Below are 18,254 nucleotides of genomic sequence, written 5' to 3'. Positions count from 1 at the left end.
ATGACCAACATCTTCGAACTGTTCGATCCCGCCCGGCAACCTGCCGTTTCGCGCCGCGAAACCGACATCCTGACCGCGCTGCACGGGGTTCTGGAAACGGGCGGAAAGGAAATCTCGGCGGTCGCGCGCACGGGCGACACGCAGGCAACGGCCTCCCTTGCCCATGCGCGGCGGATGCTCGACACCCATTCCGCCCGGGGCCGCGAGGTCGTGGCGGAAACGCAGGGGCTGGTGGATGCGGCGCGCGCGGCGCAGGGTGCGGGCACGCTCGGGTCGGACTGGGCGGCGTACATGAAGGACGCCGCCGAACGCATGGTCCTGACGATGGACACCCTGCGCAAGCGCGGCGACATCTTTCTGGAGCATGAAGCGCAGGGCTGCCCGCCGGTTCTGGTCTACGATTACGAGACGGTGATGGATGGCAAGGACATGCCTTTCCCGTGCAACTACGTGCTGCTGAAGATCCTGCCGCCCGAGGGTGTCGAGGTGCCGGACTGGAAGCGCCCCTACATCATCATCGACCCGCGCGCGGGCCACGGGCCGGGAATCGGCGGCTTCAAGACCGACAGTCAGGTTGGGGTCGCGCTGCGCGCCGGGCATCCGGTCTATTTCGTCGGCTTCCGGCGCGTTCCCGAGCCGGGGCAGTATCTTGCCTATGTCACGCGGGCCGAGGCCGAGTTTGTCCGCGAGGTGATGCGACGGCACCCGAACTCGCCCAAGCCGGTGATCACCGGCAACTGCCAGGGCGGCTGGGCGACCCTGCTGCTGGCCGCGACCAACCCCGACCTGACCGGACCGCTGGTGATCAACGGCGCGCCGGTGGCGACCTGGGCGGGCGAGGTCGGCAAGAACCCGATGCGCTACAATGCCGGGGTTCTGGGCGGCACCTGGCTGCCGATGCTGATGTCGGACATGGGCGGCGGGCTGTTCGACGGTGCCAACCTGGTGATGAACTTCGAAACCCTGAACCCCGGACGGACCCTGTTCCGCAAGTATACCGACCTGTTCCGCGACATCGACAAGGGCGATGAACGCTTCCTCGAATTCGAGAAGTGGTGGGGCGGCTACTTCCTGATGACGGAACCCGAGATCCGCTGGATCGTCGAGCAGCTGTTCATCGGCAACCGGCTGGTCAAGAACGAGGCCCGCATCGAACCGGGCCGTCCGATCGACCTCAAGGCGATCCGGGCGCCGATCATCGTCTTTGCCAGCCACGGCGACAACATCACCCCGATGCAGCAGGCGCTGAACTGGATCGCCGAGACCTATTCCAGCGTGGACGAGATACGAATCCGCGGCCAGCGCATCATCTACATGGCGCATGACCAGATCGGGCATCTGGGCATCTTCGTGTCGTCGCAGATCGCCAACAAGGAACATGCCGAGGTCGGATCGACCCTCAAGACCATCGAGTCGCTGGCCCCCGGGCTCTACGAGATGGTGATCGAGGATTATGTCGGCCCGGTCGAGGACCGCCGCTTCACCGTCGGCTTCGTGGAACGGACACTGGACGACATCCGCAAGTTCGACGATGGCGTCGAGGACGAACAGCCCTTTGCCGCCGTGGCCCGCATGTCGGAAATGCAGGCGCAGGCCTATGACATGTTCCTGCGGCCGCTGGTGAAGGCGATGGTGACGCAGACCACCGCCGAACTCGGTCGCGCGCTTCACCCCAACCGGATGAGCCGCGCGCTGGCCTCGTCGCGCAACCCGGCCATGGCGCCGCTGGAATCGATGGCGGAAAGGGTCAGGGCCGGCCGCACGCCCGCCGCCGCCGCCAACCCGTTCCTGAAGGCCGAGGATCTGTGGGTCAAGGCCACCGAACAGGCCATCGACCTGATGCGCGACCAGCGCGACATGATGCATGAACTGACCTTCTTCGCGCTGTGGTCCAACCCCTGGATGCGGTCTTTCGGCCGCACCCACGAGGCCCGCCGCACGCTGAAAAGCGGTGCGGAACTGCGCAGCCAGCCCGAGGTTTCGACCGCCCTGTTCAACATCGAGCGCGGCGGCTTTGCCGAGGCGGTGATCCGCATGCTGATCCTGCTGGCCGAGAACCGGGGCGAGGTGCGCCGCGACCGGCTGGAGCGGTCGAACAAGGTGCTGACGCAGGACGAGCCCTTCGCGTCGATGTCGGCCGACCAGCGCGCGATGATCATCCACGAACAGACGCTGATTGCCACCTACGAGACGGAACGCGCGATTGAAACCCTGCCGATGCTGCTGCCATCCCCGGACGAACGCGCGCTTGCGGCGCGTCTCGTGCAGTTCATCCCCGGGCAGATCAGCGAAATGACCCCGCGCACGCTGGCCATGCTGCAACGCTTCCGCGACGTTCTGGGGCTGCCGCCGGTCATCGCGGATGTCGAGACCGACCCGATCGGGGATCTGGCCGCGGCCGCTGCGGCAGAGCCTTCCCTTCCGGCACTTGTTGAACACGATGCATCTGCCGAAACGAACACCGCCGCGCAGACCGGGGAGGCCGCAGCCTTGCAGCCGGAAGCGCCGCTCACCCGCACCCGCCGGGCCGCCGCACCGAAGGACGCCGCCGAATGAGACTGGAGAACCGGACGCTCGACGAGCTGCAACCCGGCGAGACGGCGGAACTGCGGCGGCTGATCACCCAGGACGATCTCTATGTCTTTGCCGTGGCCTCGGGCAACTTCAACCCGATGCACATCCCCGGCGAGGACGGCGACGGCGACGGCCACAAGGACAACATCGCGCCGGGCATGTTCGTGGCCTCACTGATCTCGGCGGTGCTGGGCACCCTGCTGCCGGGGGCGGGCACGCTCTACCGCACCCAGTCGCTTGAATTCTTCGCCCGCGCGCATGTCGGCGAGGAACTTGTGGCCCGCGTCACGGTGGTTTCGAAATCCGGGACGGGCGACGTCGTGATGGACACCGAGGTGCGCCGCCTTGCCGATGATGCCGTGATCGTTTCGGGTCGGGCGGTGGTGGCGGCCCCCCGCGTCAAGTTCCGCTCCGGCGACATCGAGGTGCCGGGGCTGATCGTGCAGCGCCACCGCCACTTCGAGGCGCTGCTGGAACGGGCGCGGCCGCTGCCCGCGCTGATCACCGCCGTGGTCTGCCCCGAGGAGCCGAACGCGCTGGGCGGCGCCCTGCTGGCCGCGCAGGAAAGCATCATCACGCCGATCCTGATCGGTGACCCCGGCCGCATTGCGGCTGCCGCCGCGGAACTGGGCGCCGACCTGTCCGGCGTCGAGATCATCGCCGCCCTGTCGGCCGAGGCGGCGGCGCAGATGGCCTGTCGGCTGGTGCATGAAGGCCGCGCCGATGCGGTGATGAAGGGCCACCTGCACACCGACGACCTGCTGCGCCCGATGCTCGACAAGGTGGGCGGCCTGCGGATCGGCAGGCGCTTCACCCATGTCTTCGTGATGGATGTGCCGGGGATGTCGCATCCGATCATGGTGACGGATGCCGCGATCAACATCGCCCCCGATCTGGTCACCAAGATGGACATCGTGCAGAACGCCATCGACCTTGCCCTGTCGATCGGGATCGACACGCCGCGCGTCGGCGTGCTGTCGGCGGTGGAAACGGTGAACCCGGCGATCCAGTCCTCGATCGACGCGGCGCTGCTGTCCAAGATGGCCGAGCGCGGCCAGATCCGGGGCGGGCTGGTCGACGGTCCGCTGGCAATGGACAATGCGGTGGACCTTGCGGCGGCACGCACCAAGGGCCTGCGGTCCGACGTGGCCGGGCGGGCCGACATCCTGGTGGTGCCGGGCATCGACGCGGGCAACATGCTGGCCAAGCAGCTTTCCTTCATCAGCCATGCCGAGGGCGCGGGGCTGATGATGGGCGCGAAGGTGCCGGTGATCCTGAACTCGCGGTCCGACAGTTCGATGTCGCGCCTTGCGTCCTGTGCCATCGCGGCGCTGCACCATGCGGCGAGGGGGAAATGATGGGGGACACCGCATCTTCTGACAACCGGGCCGTCCTGACCCTGAACGCGGGGTCATCCTCGCTGAAGGTGGTGCTTTACGCCGCCTTCGATGATGCGCCGCTGGTCACGGGGCAGGCCGACCGCATCGGCCCCGAGGGTGTGCTGGCGCTGAAGGATGGCACTGGCCAGCCGCTGCCCGTGGCCCCCGGCACGATCGACAGCCACGAGGCCGCACTTGCCGCCGCAATCGCCACCATCCGCGCCGCCCTGCCGGACCTGCGTCTGGCCGCCATCGGGCACCGCGTGGTGCATGGCGGGGCGGATTACACCGCTCCGGTCGTGGTCACGCCAAAGGTGCTCGCCGATCTGGCGACCCTTTCCCCCTTCGCCCCCCTGCATCAGCCGCACAACATCGCAGGCATCCGCGCCGCGACCGAGTCCTTCCCGGGCGTGCCGCAGATCGCCTGTTTCGACACCGCCTTCCATCGCGGCCAACCCTTCGTGAACGACACCTTCGCCCTGCCGCACCGCTATTACGAGCAGGGCGTGCGGCGCTACGGCTTCCACGGCCTCAGCTACGAATACGTCACCGGAGAGCTTGCCCGCATCGCGCCGCACCTGATGGAGGGGCGGGTGGTGGTGGCACATCTGGGCAACGGCGCGTCGATGTGTGCGATCTATCGCGGGCAGTCGGTGGCGTCCTCGATGGGCTTTTCGGTGCTCGACGGGCTTCCGATGGGCACGCGCTGCGGCCAGGTCGACCCGGGCGTGCTGCTCTACATGCTGGAACGCGAGGGGATGACCACCGCGCAGGTTCGCCAGATACTTTATCACGAAAGCGGGTTGCTGGGCCTTTCGGGCGGCCTTTCCAACGACATGCGCACGCTGGAGGCCGCCGACACCGCCGAGTCTCACCGCGCCATCGACTATTTCGTGTTCCGCGTGCAGCGCGAGCTGGGGGCCATGGCGGCGGCGATGGGTGGTATCGACGCGCTGGTGTTCTGCGGCGGGATCGGTGAAAATTCTCGGGTCGTCCGGCGGCGGATCTGCGAACGGCTGGGCTGGATGGGGATCGAGATCGACCACGGACGCAATGCCGCAAGCGCCACGGTCGTCTCGTCGGAGTTCGCGCGCACGACGGTGATGATCGTGCCGACCCACGAAGACCTGGTGATAGCCCGCGCCGCACGCGCGGCAGTGGGCATCACGGCGGGGGGCATCACATGAAGGGCGCGTTGAAACCGGCGGCGGCGGCCGAGCTGATCCCCGATGGCGCGGTGCTGATGATCGGCGGCTTCATGGCGGTGGGCAGCCCCGAACGCCTGATCGACGCGCTGGTGGCGCGCGGCCTGCGCGGCGCGACGGTGATCGCCAACGACACCGCGCGCCCCGGCCGGGGCATCGGCAAGCTGGTGACGGCGGGTGCCATCTCGCGGCTGATCGTTTCGCACATCGGGCTGAACCCCGAAACGCAGGCAAAGATGATCTCGGGCGAGATCGAGGTGGAGCTTGCGCCGCAGGGCACGCTGGTCGAGCGCATCCGCGCGGGCGGCATGGGGCTGGGCGGGGTGCTGACCAGGACCGGGCTGGACACCGAGGCGGCCGAGGGCAAGCAGGCGGTCGAGATCAAAGGCGAGCGCTGGCTGCTGGAAACGCCGCTGCGCGCCGATTTCGCGCTGATCGGGGCGTGGCAGGCCGATTATGTCGGCAACCTCGCCTACATGCTGACAGCGCAGAACTCAACCCGGTCATGGCGCTGGCTGCGGACCGGGTGATTGCCGAGGCCGACAGCATCGTGCCCGTGGGGGTCATTCCCCCCGATGCGGTCAAGACGCCCGGCGTGCTGGTCGATCACCTGCTGACCCACGCGACCTGAGGAGCGACAGATGGATGCCAAGGAACTGATCGCCCGCCGTGTCGCGCGGGAAGTCCTGCCGGGATCGCTGGTCAACCTCGGGATCGGGCTTCCAAGCCTGGTCGCAACCTATGTTCCGCCCGGGCTGGGCGTGTTCTTTCAGGCCGAAAACGGGGTGATCGGCCTTGGTTCCCGCCCGCCGGAGGGGATGGAGGACGCGCATCTGACCGATGCCGGGGGTGGTTTTGTCTCGGCCGTTCCGGGGGCCGCGAGCATCGACAGCGCGATGAGCTTCGGGCTGATCCGCGGCGGGCATCTCGACATGACGGTGCTGGGCGGGTTGCAGGTCGACGAGGCGGGACACCTTGCGAACTGGAAGGTGCCGGGCAGGATGGTGCCCGGCATGGGCGGGGCGATGGACCTCGTGACCGGTGCAAAGCGCGTCGTGGTGGCGATGCAGCATGTGGCCGGGGGCGCGCCCAAGATCGTGCCGCGCTGCACCCTGCCGCTGACCGCGCTGCGGCGGGTCGATCTGGTGGTGACCGACCTTGCCGTGATCCGGCCGACCGGGGCGGGGCTGGTCCTGCTGGAACGCGCCCCCGGCGTGTCGGTCGCCGAAGTGCTGGCCGCCACGGGGGCGCGGCTGATCGTGCCGGACGATGTGCCGGAAATGACCCTTGCCTGATAAGGCGCCCCGCGCCGGGATGTGCGCAATCGCGTCCGGTGTTGCGTGTCGCGGGAAATGCGGGATAGCCTGCGCGGAGCTCGGGTCGCGGGGCCTTGATTGCCGTCTGAAGTGCTGGCGTCAGGGTCGGCGGGCTGATGGTTCCGGCGGGAGGCCGGAGCGGGGATGGGCGGGCCGTGCATGTCACATGAGTTCTTTCACGCCGAAGACGGGGCGCGGCTGGCATACCGCGACGAGGGCGCGGGCCTGCCGCTGATCGCGCTCGCCGGCCTGACCCGGGACGGACGCGACTTCGACTACCTGGCCCGCCACCTACAGGGCTGCCGCCTGATCCGGCTCGATGCGCGCGGCAGGGGAGATTCGGCCTGGACCGGCGCTGCTTCCTACACGGTGCCGCAGGAAAGCCGCGACGTGGTCGCCCTGCTGGACCACCTCGGGCTAGACAAGGCCGCGATCATCGGCTCGTCGCGGGGCGGGCTGCTGGGCATGGTTCTGGCCGCCACGGCCCGGCCGCGGGTGGCGGGGCTGCTGCTGAACGATGTCGGTCCGGTGCTGGAACGCCCCGGCCTGCAGCGGATCGGGGAATATGTCGGCATGGCGCCGACCCTCGCGACGCTGGAGGAAGTGGCCGACCGGATGCCGATGACCATGCCGGGCTTTGCCGATGTGCCCCCCGAACGCTGGGCCGAGGAAACGGTGCGCCACTACATCCAGACCGACGCGGGGCTGGCCTTTCCCTATGACCCCGCGCTGCGGCAGGCGCTTCAGGCGGCAATGGCGGCGCCGCCCACCGACCTGTGGGCGCTGTTCGATGCCTGCGCCGGCCTGCCGCTGGCGCTGATACGCGGCGAAAACTCCGATGTGCTCGGCAAGGCCACCGCCGACGAAATGCAGCGCCGCCGCCCCGACATGATCCGGGCCGACGTGCCGGGGCGCGGCCACATTCCGTTTCTCGATGAGCCCTTGTCCCTCGCAACGGTCCGCGCCTGGCTGGCCAGGGTGGACCGCGAGGCGCGTCAATCAGACGATCTGCCACCGATGTGACATTGATCCGTGACCGCACTTCGAACTATCCGTTTGTCGGCCCCGCTGCTCGCTTCGGCCCTGACCGGGAATGGCCGAGTGCAGGCTTTTCGCCGGCCGGCCACGACGAAGGCGGCATCACCCGGGGCCGCATCGCTTCGCTGATCGAAACCTGCAAGATCGACGGCGCCGATTTCGCGGCGGCGCGCGCGCGGGCCCTGATCGAGACGGGCGTGGCCGCCCGGGACATCGCGGTGCTGTATGCGGGTGATGCAAGGCAACTGGCCCGCGCCCTTGCCGCAGAGGGCGTGGCCCGCGCTTTGCCGCCTCCCTCCCGGGGCCTGTGGCGATTCAGCTCAGCCTCGGGCAGTTTGCGCCTTGCGGTGGCGCTTTCGTGTCGTCGCTGGCAACACTGCTACCATTTCAGCAGGCGCGGGCCAAGGATGGCACCGAGGAGCGAGATGGACATGATCGCGGCGGAATAGGCAGGCAGCACGAACAGAACCATGTCCTTGTCGCAGTAGATCGAATAAACCGATGCCGCCAACCCGCCCGCCATCAATCCACCCGCCGCGCCGGTCAGCCTTGGGTGCAGCGCCGCCCCCGCTGACAACCCCCAGAACACGGCAGCAAGAAAGGGGAGGGCAAGAACGGGGATCGAGAGCAGACAGGTCACAAGCAAGGGCGTTGAAAGCGCGGCGACCAGCCCACCCAACCCCGCTTGCGCGAGGGCGGTGAAGAAGGCCGCGACAACCAGCACGACCAACAGGCCAAGGGCAGCACTGCGGTATCCATGCCGCGCCCCCGGACGGGCCAACGCGACCGCAAGCGCCCCCGACAGGGCCACAAGCCCCAGCGGCAGAACGGTCTTCAGAACTGCCGCTGACCCCAGCGCGGCCCAGATGTCGGATCTCGGCCCCCAGAAAAGCGCGAACGCGGCCACGGATATTCCCATGGCAATCGGCAGCGCACGGGCAAGGCGCTGGAGGACCGACTTTTGCGGCAGTGTGTCGGCCGCCAGAGCCATGATCAGCTCGTCGGTTTTCATTCGATCATCCTTTCGCGCAGCCGGGCAATGGATTTCAGGGCCCGGTGCAGGGCGACTCGGACGGCCCCTTCGGACATATCCAGGCGTGCCGCGGTTTCGGCGGTCGTTTCCCCGTTCAGACCGAAGGCCCGCACAATCTCTGCCGCGCGCGGCTCCAGCTTGCTCAGAACCTTGTCCATGTCGCGCCCGTCCATCGGATCAGGGCCTTCAACCGCGGGAAGACCCTCGGCAAAATCGTCGATCGACAGTTCAACATGCCTTCCACGCGCCCGGAACGCATCGACAACCTTGTGTCGTGCGATGGCATAAAGCCACGGGCGCAGAGGCGCGTCTTCCTGCCATGTGTGTCTCTTGCTGTGGATCGCCAGCAGCACGTCCTGCAATACGTCCTCGCACCCCTCTGGTCCCAGCGCCGCGCCGCGGGCACGCACCACCTTGCGCAGAACAGGTGCAATCGTCGTCAGCAACCGGCGATACGCGACCGTGTCTCCGCGATTTGCCGCGCGCATGAGGTCCTCCAGGGCGTCAGGCTCTGCCACTCTGCGATGTCCTCTTTTCGGCTTGCGCCCTGTGCTTGTTACATAGCAAGGCGTCCGGGTCTTCCAGAAATGATTACCCTCCCAGCGTTCGATCACGTCCGCGTGACAGGTGTAATGACGGCGCGGCCGTTCGCGTAACGGCTTGTGGGACTGCACTGATGCACCCGCCGACAGGAGTTGAGATTCATGACACACAAAACCCACGCGCTTCCGCTCGCCGCGTCGCTGGCCGCGGCGCTGGCGCTTTCTGCAGGACATGCCCAGGCGCAAACCGCGGCCATGGACAAATGCTTCGGCATCTCACTGGCGGGCGCGAATGATTGTGCCGCAGGCCCCGGCACGACCTGCTCGGGCACCTCGACCGTGGATTATCAGGGCAATGCCTGGACACTGGTCGCCGCCGGCACCTGCGCAGACATCGAATTGCCCGCCATGGCCGACGGCACGGCCCGCACGGGATCGCTGGAAAAACTGGACCGCGACCTGCCGCCCGCCTGATTGCCTGCCGGGGCGGGGCAGGATCCCGCCCCTTTTTCCTTGAAGGAGAACATCATGCGCCCGCTTCCCCGCACGACCGGGCTTGGCTTCAAGCCAGAACATTTTCGCGACATCATGTCGGATCCCGGCGCAGTGGGTTTTTTCGAAGTCCATGCCGAGAATTACATGGGCGATGGCGGCGCGCCCCACGCGATGCTGGCCGCACTTCGTGCAGATCATGCGCTGTCGATCCATGGGGTCGGGCTGTCCATCGGAGGCGCGGACGGGCTGAACCAGGACCATCTTGAACGGGTGCGCAAGCTGATCGAACGATATCAGCCTGCAAGTTTTTCCGAGCACCTCGCCTGGTCCAGTCATGGCGCCGCGTGGCTCAACGACCTGCTGCCGCTGCCCTATACGCAAGAGACGCTCGACACGACCTGCGCGCATGTCAATCAGGTGCAGGACAGGCTGGGTTGCCGGATGCTTCTGGAAAACCCCGCCACCTATGTCACTTTCGAGAGTTCAACATGGTCCGAGACGGATTTTCTGGCCGAGCTGGTCCGCCGCACAGGTTGCGGGCTGCTTTTGGACATCAACAATGTGTTCGTGTCGGCCACCAATCACCGATTTGACCCGCGCGCCTATCTGGCCGCTTTTCCGCTGGCTGCTGTCGGCGAAATCCATCTTGCCGGGCACGATGCCGAGGAGTTGCCCTCTGGCCCGCTGTTGATCGACAGTCACGGCGCGCCGGTCGCCGATCCGGTCTGGGCACTTTATGCGGAGGTGGTGGAACAGGCCGGCCCTCTGCCCACCCTGATCGAATGGGATACCGATGTCCCCGATTTCCCTGTTCTTCTGAGCGAGGCCGCGCGCGCGAAAGCGGTTCTGGAGCGTGCGAAGGCGGGCCCTGCTCGTGCTGCCTGAACGAAAACATGCAACTAGGCAGCACGACTTTCATGCTGCGCTATGGCGGCCAGAGGCACCTGCCGGCTTGACGGCGCCAGACCGCGATGAGGTCGCGCAGCGTTTCAAGGTCTATCGCAACAATGTCCAGCATGGCCTGACGCGCGCCCTGGCGGCACGCTTTCCCGTGATCGAACACCTTGTCGGTGATGAGTTCTTTACCGCCATGGCCCGTGTCTTCATTGCACGATCGCCACCAGCGGACCCGGTCCTGCTGCGATGGGGTGAAACTTTTGCGGCGTTTCTGGACCGGTTCCCGCCTGTCGCACACCTGCCCTTTCTGGGCGATGTCGCCCGGCTGGAATACGCCCGTGGTCGGGCCTGTCACGCGGCGGATGCCACCCCGGTTGCACCGGACACCCTGAACGTGCCCGATCCTGACTCGCTGCGGCTGGTTCTGCACCCGTCGGTTGCCTTGTTCTTCGCGTGCACGCCCGCCGTGCAGATCTGGCAGTCCCATCAGCCGGGCGTCACCCGAAAGCCGCTCGCGCCGGGCCCCGATCACGCGTTGATTGCGCGCCAGCCGGATTTCACCGTGATCATTGAACCGATCGATCCGGACACATTCGCGGTGCTTTCGGCCCTGCGCGGCGGGCAAACACTCGGCCAAGCCGCAGGCAAGGCCGACCCGACCACAGCCCTGTTCCTCTTGCTGCGCCATGGGCTGATCACCGGCACAGAAACAGGAGCGCCCGAATGACCCATCCCACCGCCGCAAGACCTCCTCGAAACATCGCTGTCCGCGGTCGCGACATGATCCGCCACGCAAACGGGCTGGCAGGCTTTATCCCGCAGGATCTGGTGACGCTGGCGGCGCGGGTGTTTCCCGCCATGGTGTTCTGGCAATCCGCCCGCACCAAGGTCGACGGCTTTGCGATCAAGGACTCGACCCATGCCCTGTTCGAGCATGTCTATGCGCTGCCCCTCATCCCGCCTGCGTCCGCCGCGGTTCTTGCCACCGTGGCGGAGCATGTCTTGCCGGTGCTGCTGATACTGGGACTGTTCGCCCGGTTCTCGGCGCTTGGGTTGCTGATCATGACGGCTGTCATCCAGATGCTTGTCTTTCCGGACGCCTGGGTCACGCATGGGCTTTGGGCTGTGGCCCTGCTGGTGACACTTGCTCAAGGTCCGGGTCGGCTGTCGCTGGACTTCCTGCTGCAGTTGGACAGCGGCAAGGCAAAGCCTTGAACTGGCCGCCCGCAGCAAACCACATACCCTGCAATTCCCCCTGCATCTGTGAACTGGCGCAGGCGCAGGGGGTGAGGGTTTCCGCCATCCTCAACCCCTCAGGGCGCGATCCATCAGCGCCTTGATGTCTGCCTCGCGCGTGCCCGCAACGATCCGCGCCAGTTCCGTCTCGCCATGGAAGGCGATCAGCGTCGACCGGCGCGGAACCGCCAAGGCGCGCGACAGATCGCCCGTGCCATGGGCATCCCAATCGACGCGGATCAGCGTCAGTTCGGCATCATAGCGGGGCACAGCTGCGCGCAGATCGTTGATGATCCGTTCCTGTCTGCGACAGGTCGAACACCAGTCCGCACCAAAGATCAGCACGATCCGCTTCCCCTCGCGCATGGCCTGTTCTGCCAGTCCAGGCGTATAGGCGCGGATCCTGGCAAAACCTGCCGAGGGGATGACGGCCAGCGCAAGGCCGGTGGCCAGCAGGAAACGTCGTGTCAGCATGTCAGTCCCTTTCCTAGAACATGATTGATAGATCGGAAAACCAGTGTGGCAGCCTGTCGAGTGCCCATTCTTCAAGCGCGACATGCAGCCGGAACCAGACTGAAGCGCCAATCAGCAGGAACGCTCCGCCCATGACCGGCCTGGACCGCGCGGCCAGTGCCATCATGGTCGTGCGGTGCCGGGCGATCCCGGCCTGCGCGCCATAGGCCAGCGCCAGCAGCACCGTCGACACCCCCAAGGCAAAGGCGACCATGACACCCGCGGCCGACGCCAGAGTCTCGCCGCGTGCCGCCAGGGCAATCGCACCGCCCAGGGTCGGGCCGATGCACGGCGACCAGACCGCCCCCAGCAGTGCGCCGCCACCGAACATCCGCGCAGGGCTGGACTGGTCCAGCCTGCCGATCCGTGCGTCGGCGCTGTTGGCCAGCCCCGCGGTTGCCGTTGCGAAGCGCGCATTCAACACGGGCATCAACAGCACCAGCCCGAATCCCATCATCGCGAGGGCGGCCACACGCTCGACCGTTTCGGGGAACACACCCAGGGCCGGCCCGATCTGTGCCAACCCCATACCAAGCACCACGAAGCTGCAAGACATGCCCGCGCAGAGGTATATCGGTCCACGCCGGTCGGCCTGAAGGGCAGAGGCCAACACGATCGGCAAGACGGGCAGGACGCAGGGGTTGATCAAGGTGAGAAGTCCGGCCGCATAGCCAAAAACAAAATCCATCTCGATCATTCTCTCGGTCAAACGTGAACACCATGCACCTCTCTACGGAGAAACGCGCACGTTCGTTACATGCGCCCATCCAGCAGGACGAAGTGCGGTCCGGGAACCGCGCTGCCTGCAGGCATCCGGCCCGGACATCCTGATGCGCCCCATGACCTCGAACAGGACCAGGACCCCGGCAGCAATGGAAACTGTCCTGCCTTGCCCCGAAATAAAGCGGTCGATCGGCATCGTGTGCCGTCATTCGTGAGCGTGGCGTGCCCGATGCAGCCTGACCGTCACGCGGTCAGGCGCGGTATTCCCCCGGTCGGGCGAAACGCGGTGAAGGCGGTCCGGCTCATCGGCCGACCCAGAAGATAACCCTGGAAGATATGGCAGCCCATCGCGATGAGCAGTTCGCGCTGCTGCTCGGTCTCGACACCTTCCGCAACGATCTGGAGCCCCATGGCATGGCCAAGATCGACGAGCGCACGCACCACCTGGTCAGTGCCGTCGACGGAACCCAGCCGACTGACGAAGGAATGGTCGATCTTGATCACGTCGATGTCGAAGTCGCGCACGTATTGCAAAAGCGACTTGCCGGTTGCGAAGTCGTCCAGCGCGACCGAGACCCCGGCGACCTTGAGTTCCTTCAGGTTCCGGTGCGTTGTGGCACCGGAATCGAGGGCAGAGCGCTCTGTCAGTTCAAGTTCGAGCCGGGCTGCCGGCAGCCCGGCCTCCGACAGCACCTGCAGCACCTCGGCGGCGAAATCAGCCGAGCGGAGCTGGACCGACGACACGTTTACGGAGACCCTCGGGAGCCCGGAGGTGGAAGCGAAAGCGCAGGCCTCTTTCAGAACCCAGAGGCCAAGCTGCTGGATCAGGCCGCAGTCCTCGGCGACGGCTATGAAGAGGTCCGGCGACAGGGGGCCGCCGGGGGCCCCCGGCCAGCGTGCCAGCGCCTCGGCGCCGAAGAGCGTGCCATCCACGTTGAAGATCGGCTGGAATGCCACGTCGAGTTGGTCACCCGACAGAAGGGCCGCCCGCAGGTTCCTTTCGATATCGTGCCGACGGCGCAGCACGTCGTCCATCTGTTCCGTGAAGATGCAGTAGCGGCCGCGGCCATCGGCCTTGGCGCGATAAAGCGCGGCATCGGCCGATCGCTGGACCGCCTCGATCCCGCCGCGAACCTCCTTGCCCGCCGCCACGCCGATGCTGGCCGAAACATGCGCCTGTCCCGCCTCCAGCTGGTACGGCAGCGAGAGAATGTGGACCAGGCCCGCGCAGAACGAGAGCAGCGCTTCACCCCCGCCCATGCCCACCAGCACGATGCCGAATTCGTCGCCGCCAAGCCGGGCAACGGTATCGGCCTCGCGGACATGGGCGAGCATCCGCGTTGACACCTGACGGATCAACTCGTCGCCGGCGGCATGGCCCATGGTATCGTTCACCATCTTGAAGTGGTCGAGATCCACGCTGAGGAGCGTCACCGTGGGCCCCCCGACCTGTTCTGCTTCCAGTGCCTGCTCAAGCCGGTCTTCGAAATGCATCCGGTTCGGCAGGCCCGCCAGCGAGTCATGGTTCGCCAGATACCGCGCTTCCGCCTCGCTTTCCTGAAGATGGCGCGAGGACTTCCGCAGCCGCACAATCAGGCTGACCAGCACAAACAGGCAGAACAGCCCGAAGAAGGTCAACACCGGTGCCATTTCCCGGGCCAGCCGCAGGCCAGGCCGGTCCGGGGTCCAGGCAAACATTGCGACGGGATTGCCCGCCGCATCGGCTACAGGGTAGCTTGCCAGCGCCGCGCCCGGTTCCGACGTGATGACGGCTGCATCGTCAAGGCTGAAGCTTTCCCCGATCCGGGCGGCGAGAGCGTCGTCCACATACTGCACGGCGACATGGAGATACTCGCTTCCTGCGGTTTGCGTCACGGCCGGCGTGTCGGGCACAATTGGCGTGACGGAGGCAAGGACCGCCTGTTTGCCGAGGCTCAACACCGCGGTGGTCGAAAGGCCAAGCACGGCTTCGCCGGGATCTTCGGCATTGCGCTGCGCGCTGGCCATCTGCATCCGCGTCTGGCGGGCAAGATCGGCCAGCGGCTGTGCCATCTGCGCCGCGACCTCGGGTGCCATCCGCCTGCCGGCGCTTGCGCCATGGATCGGCCGTCCGTCCGGTGCCAGAACGTAGGTCAGGTCGTGACCGTAGAAGTCGTGCATCCAGATGCCGATGTTGCCGTCCATCCAGTCCTGGTCGTCGGCGCGCACCCTGCGAACGGCCTCGTCCCAGATCGTCGAGGCTTGCTGTTCGCCCGGGATCCGGTCGAGTTCCGTCTTCAGGCCGCGCGCCACGAAGGTTTTCTGTCGTTCGATCGCATCCGCATCCACCTCGCGCGTTGCCTGAAGTGCAAGCAGGGCGACGGCTAGCGTTACTGCCGCTGTGGTGATCAGGATGGTCGCGATTATCCTGGTCGAGAAGCTTTCCGTGTTGGTCTTCATCGTCAATTCCCCGGCAAGATCAGTTTTCCGTCAGATCCCGCCGTGTCTCGCCGAATCGCAGGATACTGCGCACCAAATGCCTGCGGAGTGAATAGATAATGGTATGATCCAGATTCATTGATTCCTGGTGTAGCGCGTCAACCAGCATGTCCGTGACCGTCAACCACGTTGGCCGGTTTTAGGCCGCTGGGTTGGCGTATCTGGAATTGTTTTTCGCTCAGCCTTCTCCTTTGTCCTTGTTGTCGGCGATGGTTGTCGTTGGCGGTCTGCTCAGCGCCTCTTTGTTGGAGGCGGCCGCGCGCTGGCGGAAGCTTTCGGCATTCATCTCCAGGATCGCTGCGTGATGAACCAGCCGGTCGATGGCGGCGACGGTCATCGCCTTGTCCGGGAAGATCTGGTCCCAGCCGCTGAAGGGCTGGTTGGCGGCGATGGCGATGCTGCGGTATTCGTAGCGCCGGGCGATCAGTTCGAAGAGCACGCCGGTTTCGGCCTGATCCTTGTGGGCGTAGGTGATGTCGTCGAGGATGATCAGGTCGAACTTGTCGAGCTTGGCGAGCGCGGCTTCGAGCACCAGATCGCGGCGGGCGGCCTGAAGTCGCTGCACCAGATCGCTGGTGCGGGTATAGAACACGCGGTGTCCCCGCTCGATCAGGGCATGGCCTATCGCGCAGAGAATGTGCGTCTTGCCCGTGCCGGAATTGCCGATGGCGATCAGATTGCCGCCACCCTCCAGCCAGTCGCCGGCCGCCAAGGCCTCGATCCGGGCGCGCGGCAGGGTTGGCAGCGCCTTGAAGTCGAAGGTCGCCAGCGTCTTGCCAGCCGGTAGCTGTGCCTCGTTCATGTGGCGCTGAATGCGGCGCATGTCGCGCTCGGCCAGTTCGTATTCCGCGAGGACAGCCAGAAAGCGGGCAGCGGGCCAGCCTTCGGTGTCGGCACGGGTGGCGATGTCGGCCCAAAGCTTGTGGAAGCTGGGCAGGCGCAGCGCGGTCAGCATGCCGGGCAGCGTGTGGATGTCGATCTCGCGGGAGGTCATGCGCAGGCTCCCAGAAGGGCATCGAAGCTGTCGAGCGAGGGATGGGCGACGGCAACATCTCTCGGCAGCGCCGTTTGCCGCGGGTTCAGGCAGGATGCCAGAGGTCCGGGATCGGGCACCCGGCCCGCGTCCAATTCTGCTGCCAGCAGATGTGCCAGTTCCGCCTCGCAGGCCCGGTCGTGGGCGATGAACAGCAGGTCGACCATGCGGCGGCAGGCGTCGCGGCGGGGCAGATCGCGCTGCAGCACCTGCCAGGCTGCAGCGTATTCGGTCCGCGGGAACAGGCTGTCGCGGTAGATCGAACTCCACAGGGCTTGCGGTTTGCGCCGCAGGGCATGGATGACGTGATGGTAGTTGATGACATGCACGCGATGGCCGTCGCCGCGACCACGCGCCCTTGTATGGCTGACGACCAGGGTGCTGCCGAGAAAGGCCTCAAGGCGATCGTCGTAAAGGTGGACCCGCAAGCGCTGCCCGATCAGCTGCGACGGGGCGCTGTAGAAGATGCTCTTGACCAGAAAGCCGCTGGTGCGGGTGACGGGCACCACGATCTCGGTGAAGTCGGTGGTGCGCCGGCGCGGCAGGGGCTTCAGATGCGCCCGTTCCACCTGCGTGGCCGCCGCCCGCTGCCGGTTGCGCCGTGCCACCAGAATGTCGATGAAGCGGCGGTAGTCCTCGATGCTGGCGAAGTCGCGGCTGCCGCGCAGGATCAGCGCCTGTTCGATGGCCTTCTTCAGGTGCCGGTTCTGGGATTCCACCGCGCCGTTCTCATGAGCTTCCCCGCGGTTGTTGCGACTGGCCTCCATGCCGTAATGGCCGACGAAGGCATTGTAGCGCGTGGTGATATCCTGGCGCTGGTCAGCCGTCAGGTTGCGGAAAGCGGCCGAGAGGCTGTCGGTGCGATGCTCCTGTGGTGCCCCGCCGAGCGACCAGAGCGCCTGCTGCAGGTTCTCGGCCAGGGCCGTGAAGCTCTCCCCGCCCAGGACCACCCCGACATGCTCCCACCGGCTGTAGACCATGACGAAGTGGTAGAGCAGATGCGGGAATAGCTGGCCCGCGATCGTCACCTCCAGCTCCTCGGCATGAGTGAAGTCGGACTGGGCCATGCGGCCCGGCTCCGGCGTCTGGCGGAAGATGATGTCGCGCTCGGGTCCGTTCAGCGCCCGCCACTGCCGCACCCGCCGTTCCAGGGTGCGCCGGATGCGGTCATCGGGGAAGGCCAGCGGATGCAGGCCCTGAAGGTGGCGCAGCAGGGTGACGGCCTGCAAGGCGCTGTCCCTCTCCAGCAAGGGAAGGATGTCGCCCTCCCAAAAGCCTTCGAGGGGATCGGCCACCGTGCGCCCGTGAACGATCTTGCGGTTCGAGGGCAGCGTCGGGTTGGCATCGAACCGTCGGGCCGTGCGCTCGCTGAACCCGGCGCGGGCGGCCGACGTGCGCTGACTGTGATATCGGAGGTCGGACATGTATAATCTCAATTGCTGGTCGTTGATGGGTTTGTAGGCCAACCCGGATCCTCCGTTTGACGGCAGAGGAACCCGGCTTACCAACCCGCAGCGACCAGCACCTTCCCCGAAATCAATCAGGCCGGTGGGGCTGCCCTCCAGACGGGCATGCCCGTCTTCCGTTCAGCCCCACCGGCCAAGGTGGTTGTCGGCACCGGCCAAGATGGTTGTCGCGCAACATCCTGGGCAGATTCAGAGCATGGCCGGTTCGGCGACGGCAGGTCGGAAGTCATTCTGGCTCGCGCGCATACAGGCCCGGACGAACATCGGCCAGCTGTGACAAGGCCGACATGCGCCTCCTTCACAGTGAAGGCCATCGTCATCTCTGT

Annotated in this window: 16 protein-coding genes and 1 pseudogene; 10 read left to right on the top strand and 7 right to left on the bottom strand. The window is 66.3% G+C overall.

Going from position 1 to position 18,254, the window contains the following annotated elements:
* The 6 genes and pseudogenes from RNZ50_01055 (at position 1) to RNZ50_01030 (ending at position 7,497) form a co-directional block, all read left to right on the top strand.
* Positions 1-2,556 (top strand): DUF3141 domain-containing protein, encoded by a 2,556-nt coding sequence (locus RNZ50_01055; protein MDT8853641.1) that lies wholly within the window; start codon positions 1-3, stop codon positions 2,554-2,556.
* Complete coding sequence (locus tag RNZ50_01050; protein ID MDT8853640.1) at positions 2,553-3,932, top strand: bifunctional enoyl-CoA hydratase/phosphate acetyltransferase; 1,380 nt, start codon at positions 2,553-2,555, stop codon at positions 3,930-3,932. Before RNZ50_01055 ends, RNZ50_01050 begins: the two co-directional genes overlap by 4 nt.
* Positions 3,932-5,140: an acetate/propionate family kinase gene (locus tag RNZ50_01045; protein ID MDT8853639.1), complete on the top strand. Its 1,209-nt coding sequence runs from the start codon at positions 3,932-3,934 to the stop codon at positions 5,138-5,140. The genes RNZ50_01050 and RNZ50_01045 overlap by 1 nt, the downstream gene beginning before the upstream one ends.
* Positions 5,137-5,789 (top strand): annotated as a pseudogene (locus RNZ50_01040) (3-oxoacid CoA-transferase subunit A). The gene RNZ50_01045 and the pseudogene RNZ50_01040 overlap by 4 nt, the downstream one beginning before the upstream one ends.
* 10 nt (positions 5,790-5,799) lie before the next feature.
* Positions 5,800-6,453, top strand: coding sequence for a 3-oxoacid CoA-transferase subunit B (locus RNZ50_01035; GenBank protein ID MDT8853638.1), 654 nt, complete (start codon positions 5,800-5,802; stop codon positions 6,451-6,453).
* 180 nt (positions 6,454-6,633) lie between these two features.
* On the top strand, positions 6,634-7,497 hold the full coding sequence (locus tag RNZ50_01030; GenBank protein MDT8853637.1) for an alpha/beta hydrolase: 864 nt from the start codon (positions 6,634-6,636) through the stop codon (positions 7,495-7,497).
* 394 nt (positions 7,498-7,891) lie between these two features.
* Here RNZ50_01030 and RNZ50_01025 read toward each other — a convergent pair whose 3' ends face one another.
* Together RNZ50_01025 and RNZ50_01020 are read right to left on the bottom strand one after the other, a co-directional pair.
* Positions 7,892-8,524 carry an NrsF family protein gene (locus RNZ50_01025; GenBank protein ID MDT8853636.1) on the bottom strand — a complete coding sequence of 211 codons (633 nt, stop codon included), beginning with the start codon at positions 8,522-8,524 and terminating at the stop codon, positions 7,892-7,894.
* Positions 8,521-9,063 (bottom strand): sigma-70 family RNA polymerase sigma factor, encoded by a 543-nt coding sequence (locus tag RNZ50_01020; protein MDT8853635.1) that lies wholly within the window; start codon positions 9,061-9,063, stop codon positions 8,521-8,523. The genes RNZ50_01025 and RNZ50_01020 overlap by 4 nt, the downstream gene beginning before the upstream one ends.
* Before the next feature lie 186 nt (positions 9,064-9,249).
* Here RNZ50_01020 and RNZ50_01015 point away from each other — a divergent pair, with 186 nt between their 5' ends.
* The 4 genes from RNZ50_01015 to RNZ50_01000 are packed head-to-tail and all read left to right on the top strand — an operon-like array spanning position 9,250 to position 11,694.
* Entirely contained in the window at positions 9,250-9,561 is a 312-nt protein-coding gene (locus RNZ50_01015) for a DUF2282 domain-containing protein (GenBank protein MDT8853634.1), read from the top strand.
* Between the two features lie 54 nt (positions 9,562-9,615).
* Positions 9,616-10,467 carry a DUF692 domain-containing protein gene (locus RNZ50_01010; protein ID MDT8853633.1) on the top strand — a complete coding sequence of 284 codons (852 nt, stop codon included), beginning with the start codon at positions 9,616-9,618 and terminating at the stop codon, positions 10,465-10,467.
* Positions 10,436-11,206 (top strand): DNA-binding domain-containing protein, encoded by a 771-nt coding sequence (locus RNZ50_01005; GenBank protein ID MDT8853632.1) that lies wholly within the window; start codon positions 10,436-10,438, stop codon positions 11,204-11,206. The genes RNZ50_01010 and RNZ50_01005 overlap by 32 nt, the downstream gene beginning before the upstream one ends.
* The gene (locus RNZ50_01000) at positions 11,203-11,694 is read left to right on the top strand and encodes a DoxX family protein (GenBank protein ID MDT8853631.1); all 492 of its coding nucleotides are present in this window, start codon (positions 11,203-11,205) and stop codon (positions 11,692-11,694) included. Before RNZ50_01005 ends, RNZ50_01000 begins: the two co-directional genes overlap by 4 nt.
* Positions 11,695-11,784: 90 nt before the next feature.
* On the opposite strand, the gene RNZ50_00995 is transcribed toward RNZ50_01000, so the two are convergent.
* The 5 genes from RNZ50_00995 to istA all read right to left on the bottom strand — a co-directional run bounded on the left by RNZ50_00995 (position 11,785) and on the right by istA (position 17,928).
* Positions 11,785-12,189: a thioredoxin family protein gene (locus RNZ50_00995; protein MDT8853630.1), complete on the bottom strand. Its 405-nt coding sequence runs from the start codon at positions 12,187-12,189 to the stop codon at positions 11,785-11,787.
* Positions 12,190-12,202: 13 nt separating this feature from the next.
* Positions 12,203-12,916 carry a cytochrome c biogenesis CcdA family protein gene (locus RNZ50_00990; GenBank protein MDT8853629.1) on the bottom strand — a complete coding sequence of 238 codons (714 nt, stop codon included), beginning with the start codon at positions 12,914-12,916 and terminating at the stop codon, positions 12,203-12,205.
* A gap of 278 nt (positions 12,917-13,194) precedes the next feature.
* Positions 13,195-15,390: an EAL domain-containing protein gene (locus tag RNZ50_00985; protein MDT8853628.1), complete on the bottom strand. Its 2,196-nt coding sequence runs from the start codon at positions 15,388-15,390 to the stop codon at positions 13,195-13,197.
* Between the two features lie 217 nt (positions 15,391-15,607).
* Positions 15,608-16,423 carry an IS21-like element helper ATPase IstB gene (gene istB / locus RNZ50_00980; GenBank protein ID MDT8853627.1) on the bottom strand — a complete coding sequence of 272 codons (816 nt, stop codon included), beginning with the start codon at positions 16,421-16,423 and terminating at the stop codon, positions 15,608-15,610.
* Positions 16,420-17,928 carry an IS21 family transposase gene (istA, locus tag RNZ50_00975; protein MDT8853626.1) on the bottom strand — a complete coding sequence of 503 codons (1,509 nt, stop codon included), beginning with the start codon at positions 17,926-17,928 and terminating at the stop codon, positions 16,420-16,422. Before istA ends, istB begins: the two co-directional genes overlap by 4 nt.
* Positions 17,929-18,254: the final 326 nt, after the last annotated feature.

This window comes from Paracoccaceae bacterium Fryx2, from assembly GCA_032334235.1.
In the GTDB taxonomy this organism is placed as follows: Bacteria; Pseudomonadota; Alphaproteobacteria; order Rhodobacterales; family Rhodobacteraceae; genus JAVSGI01.
This window is presented reverse-complemented; position numbering and strand designations above follow the sequence as displayed.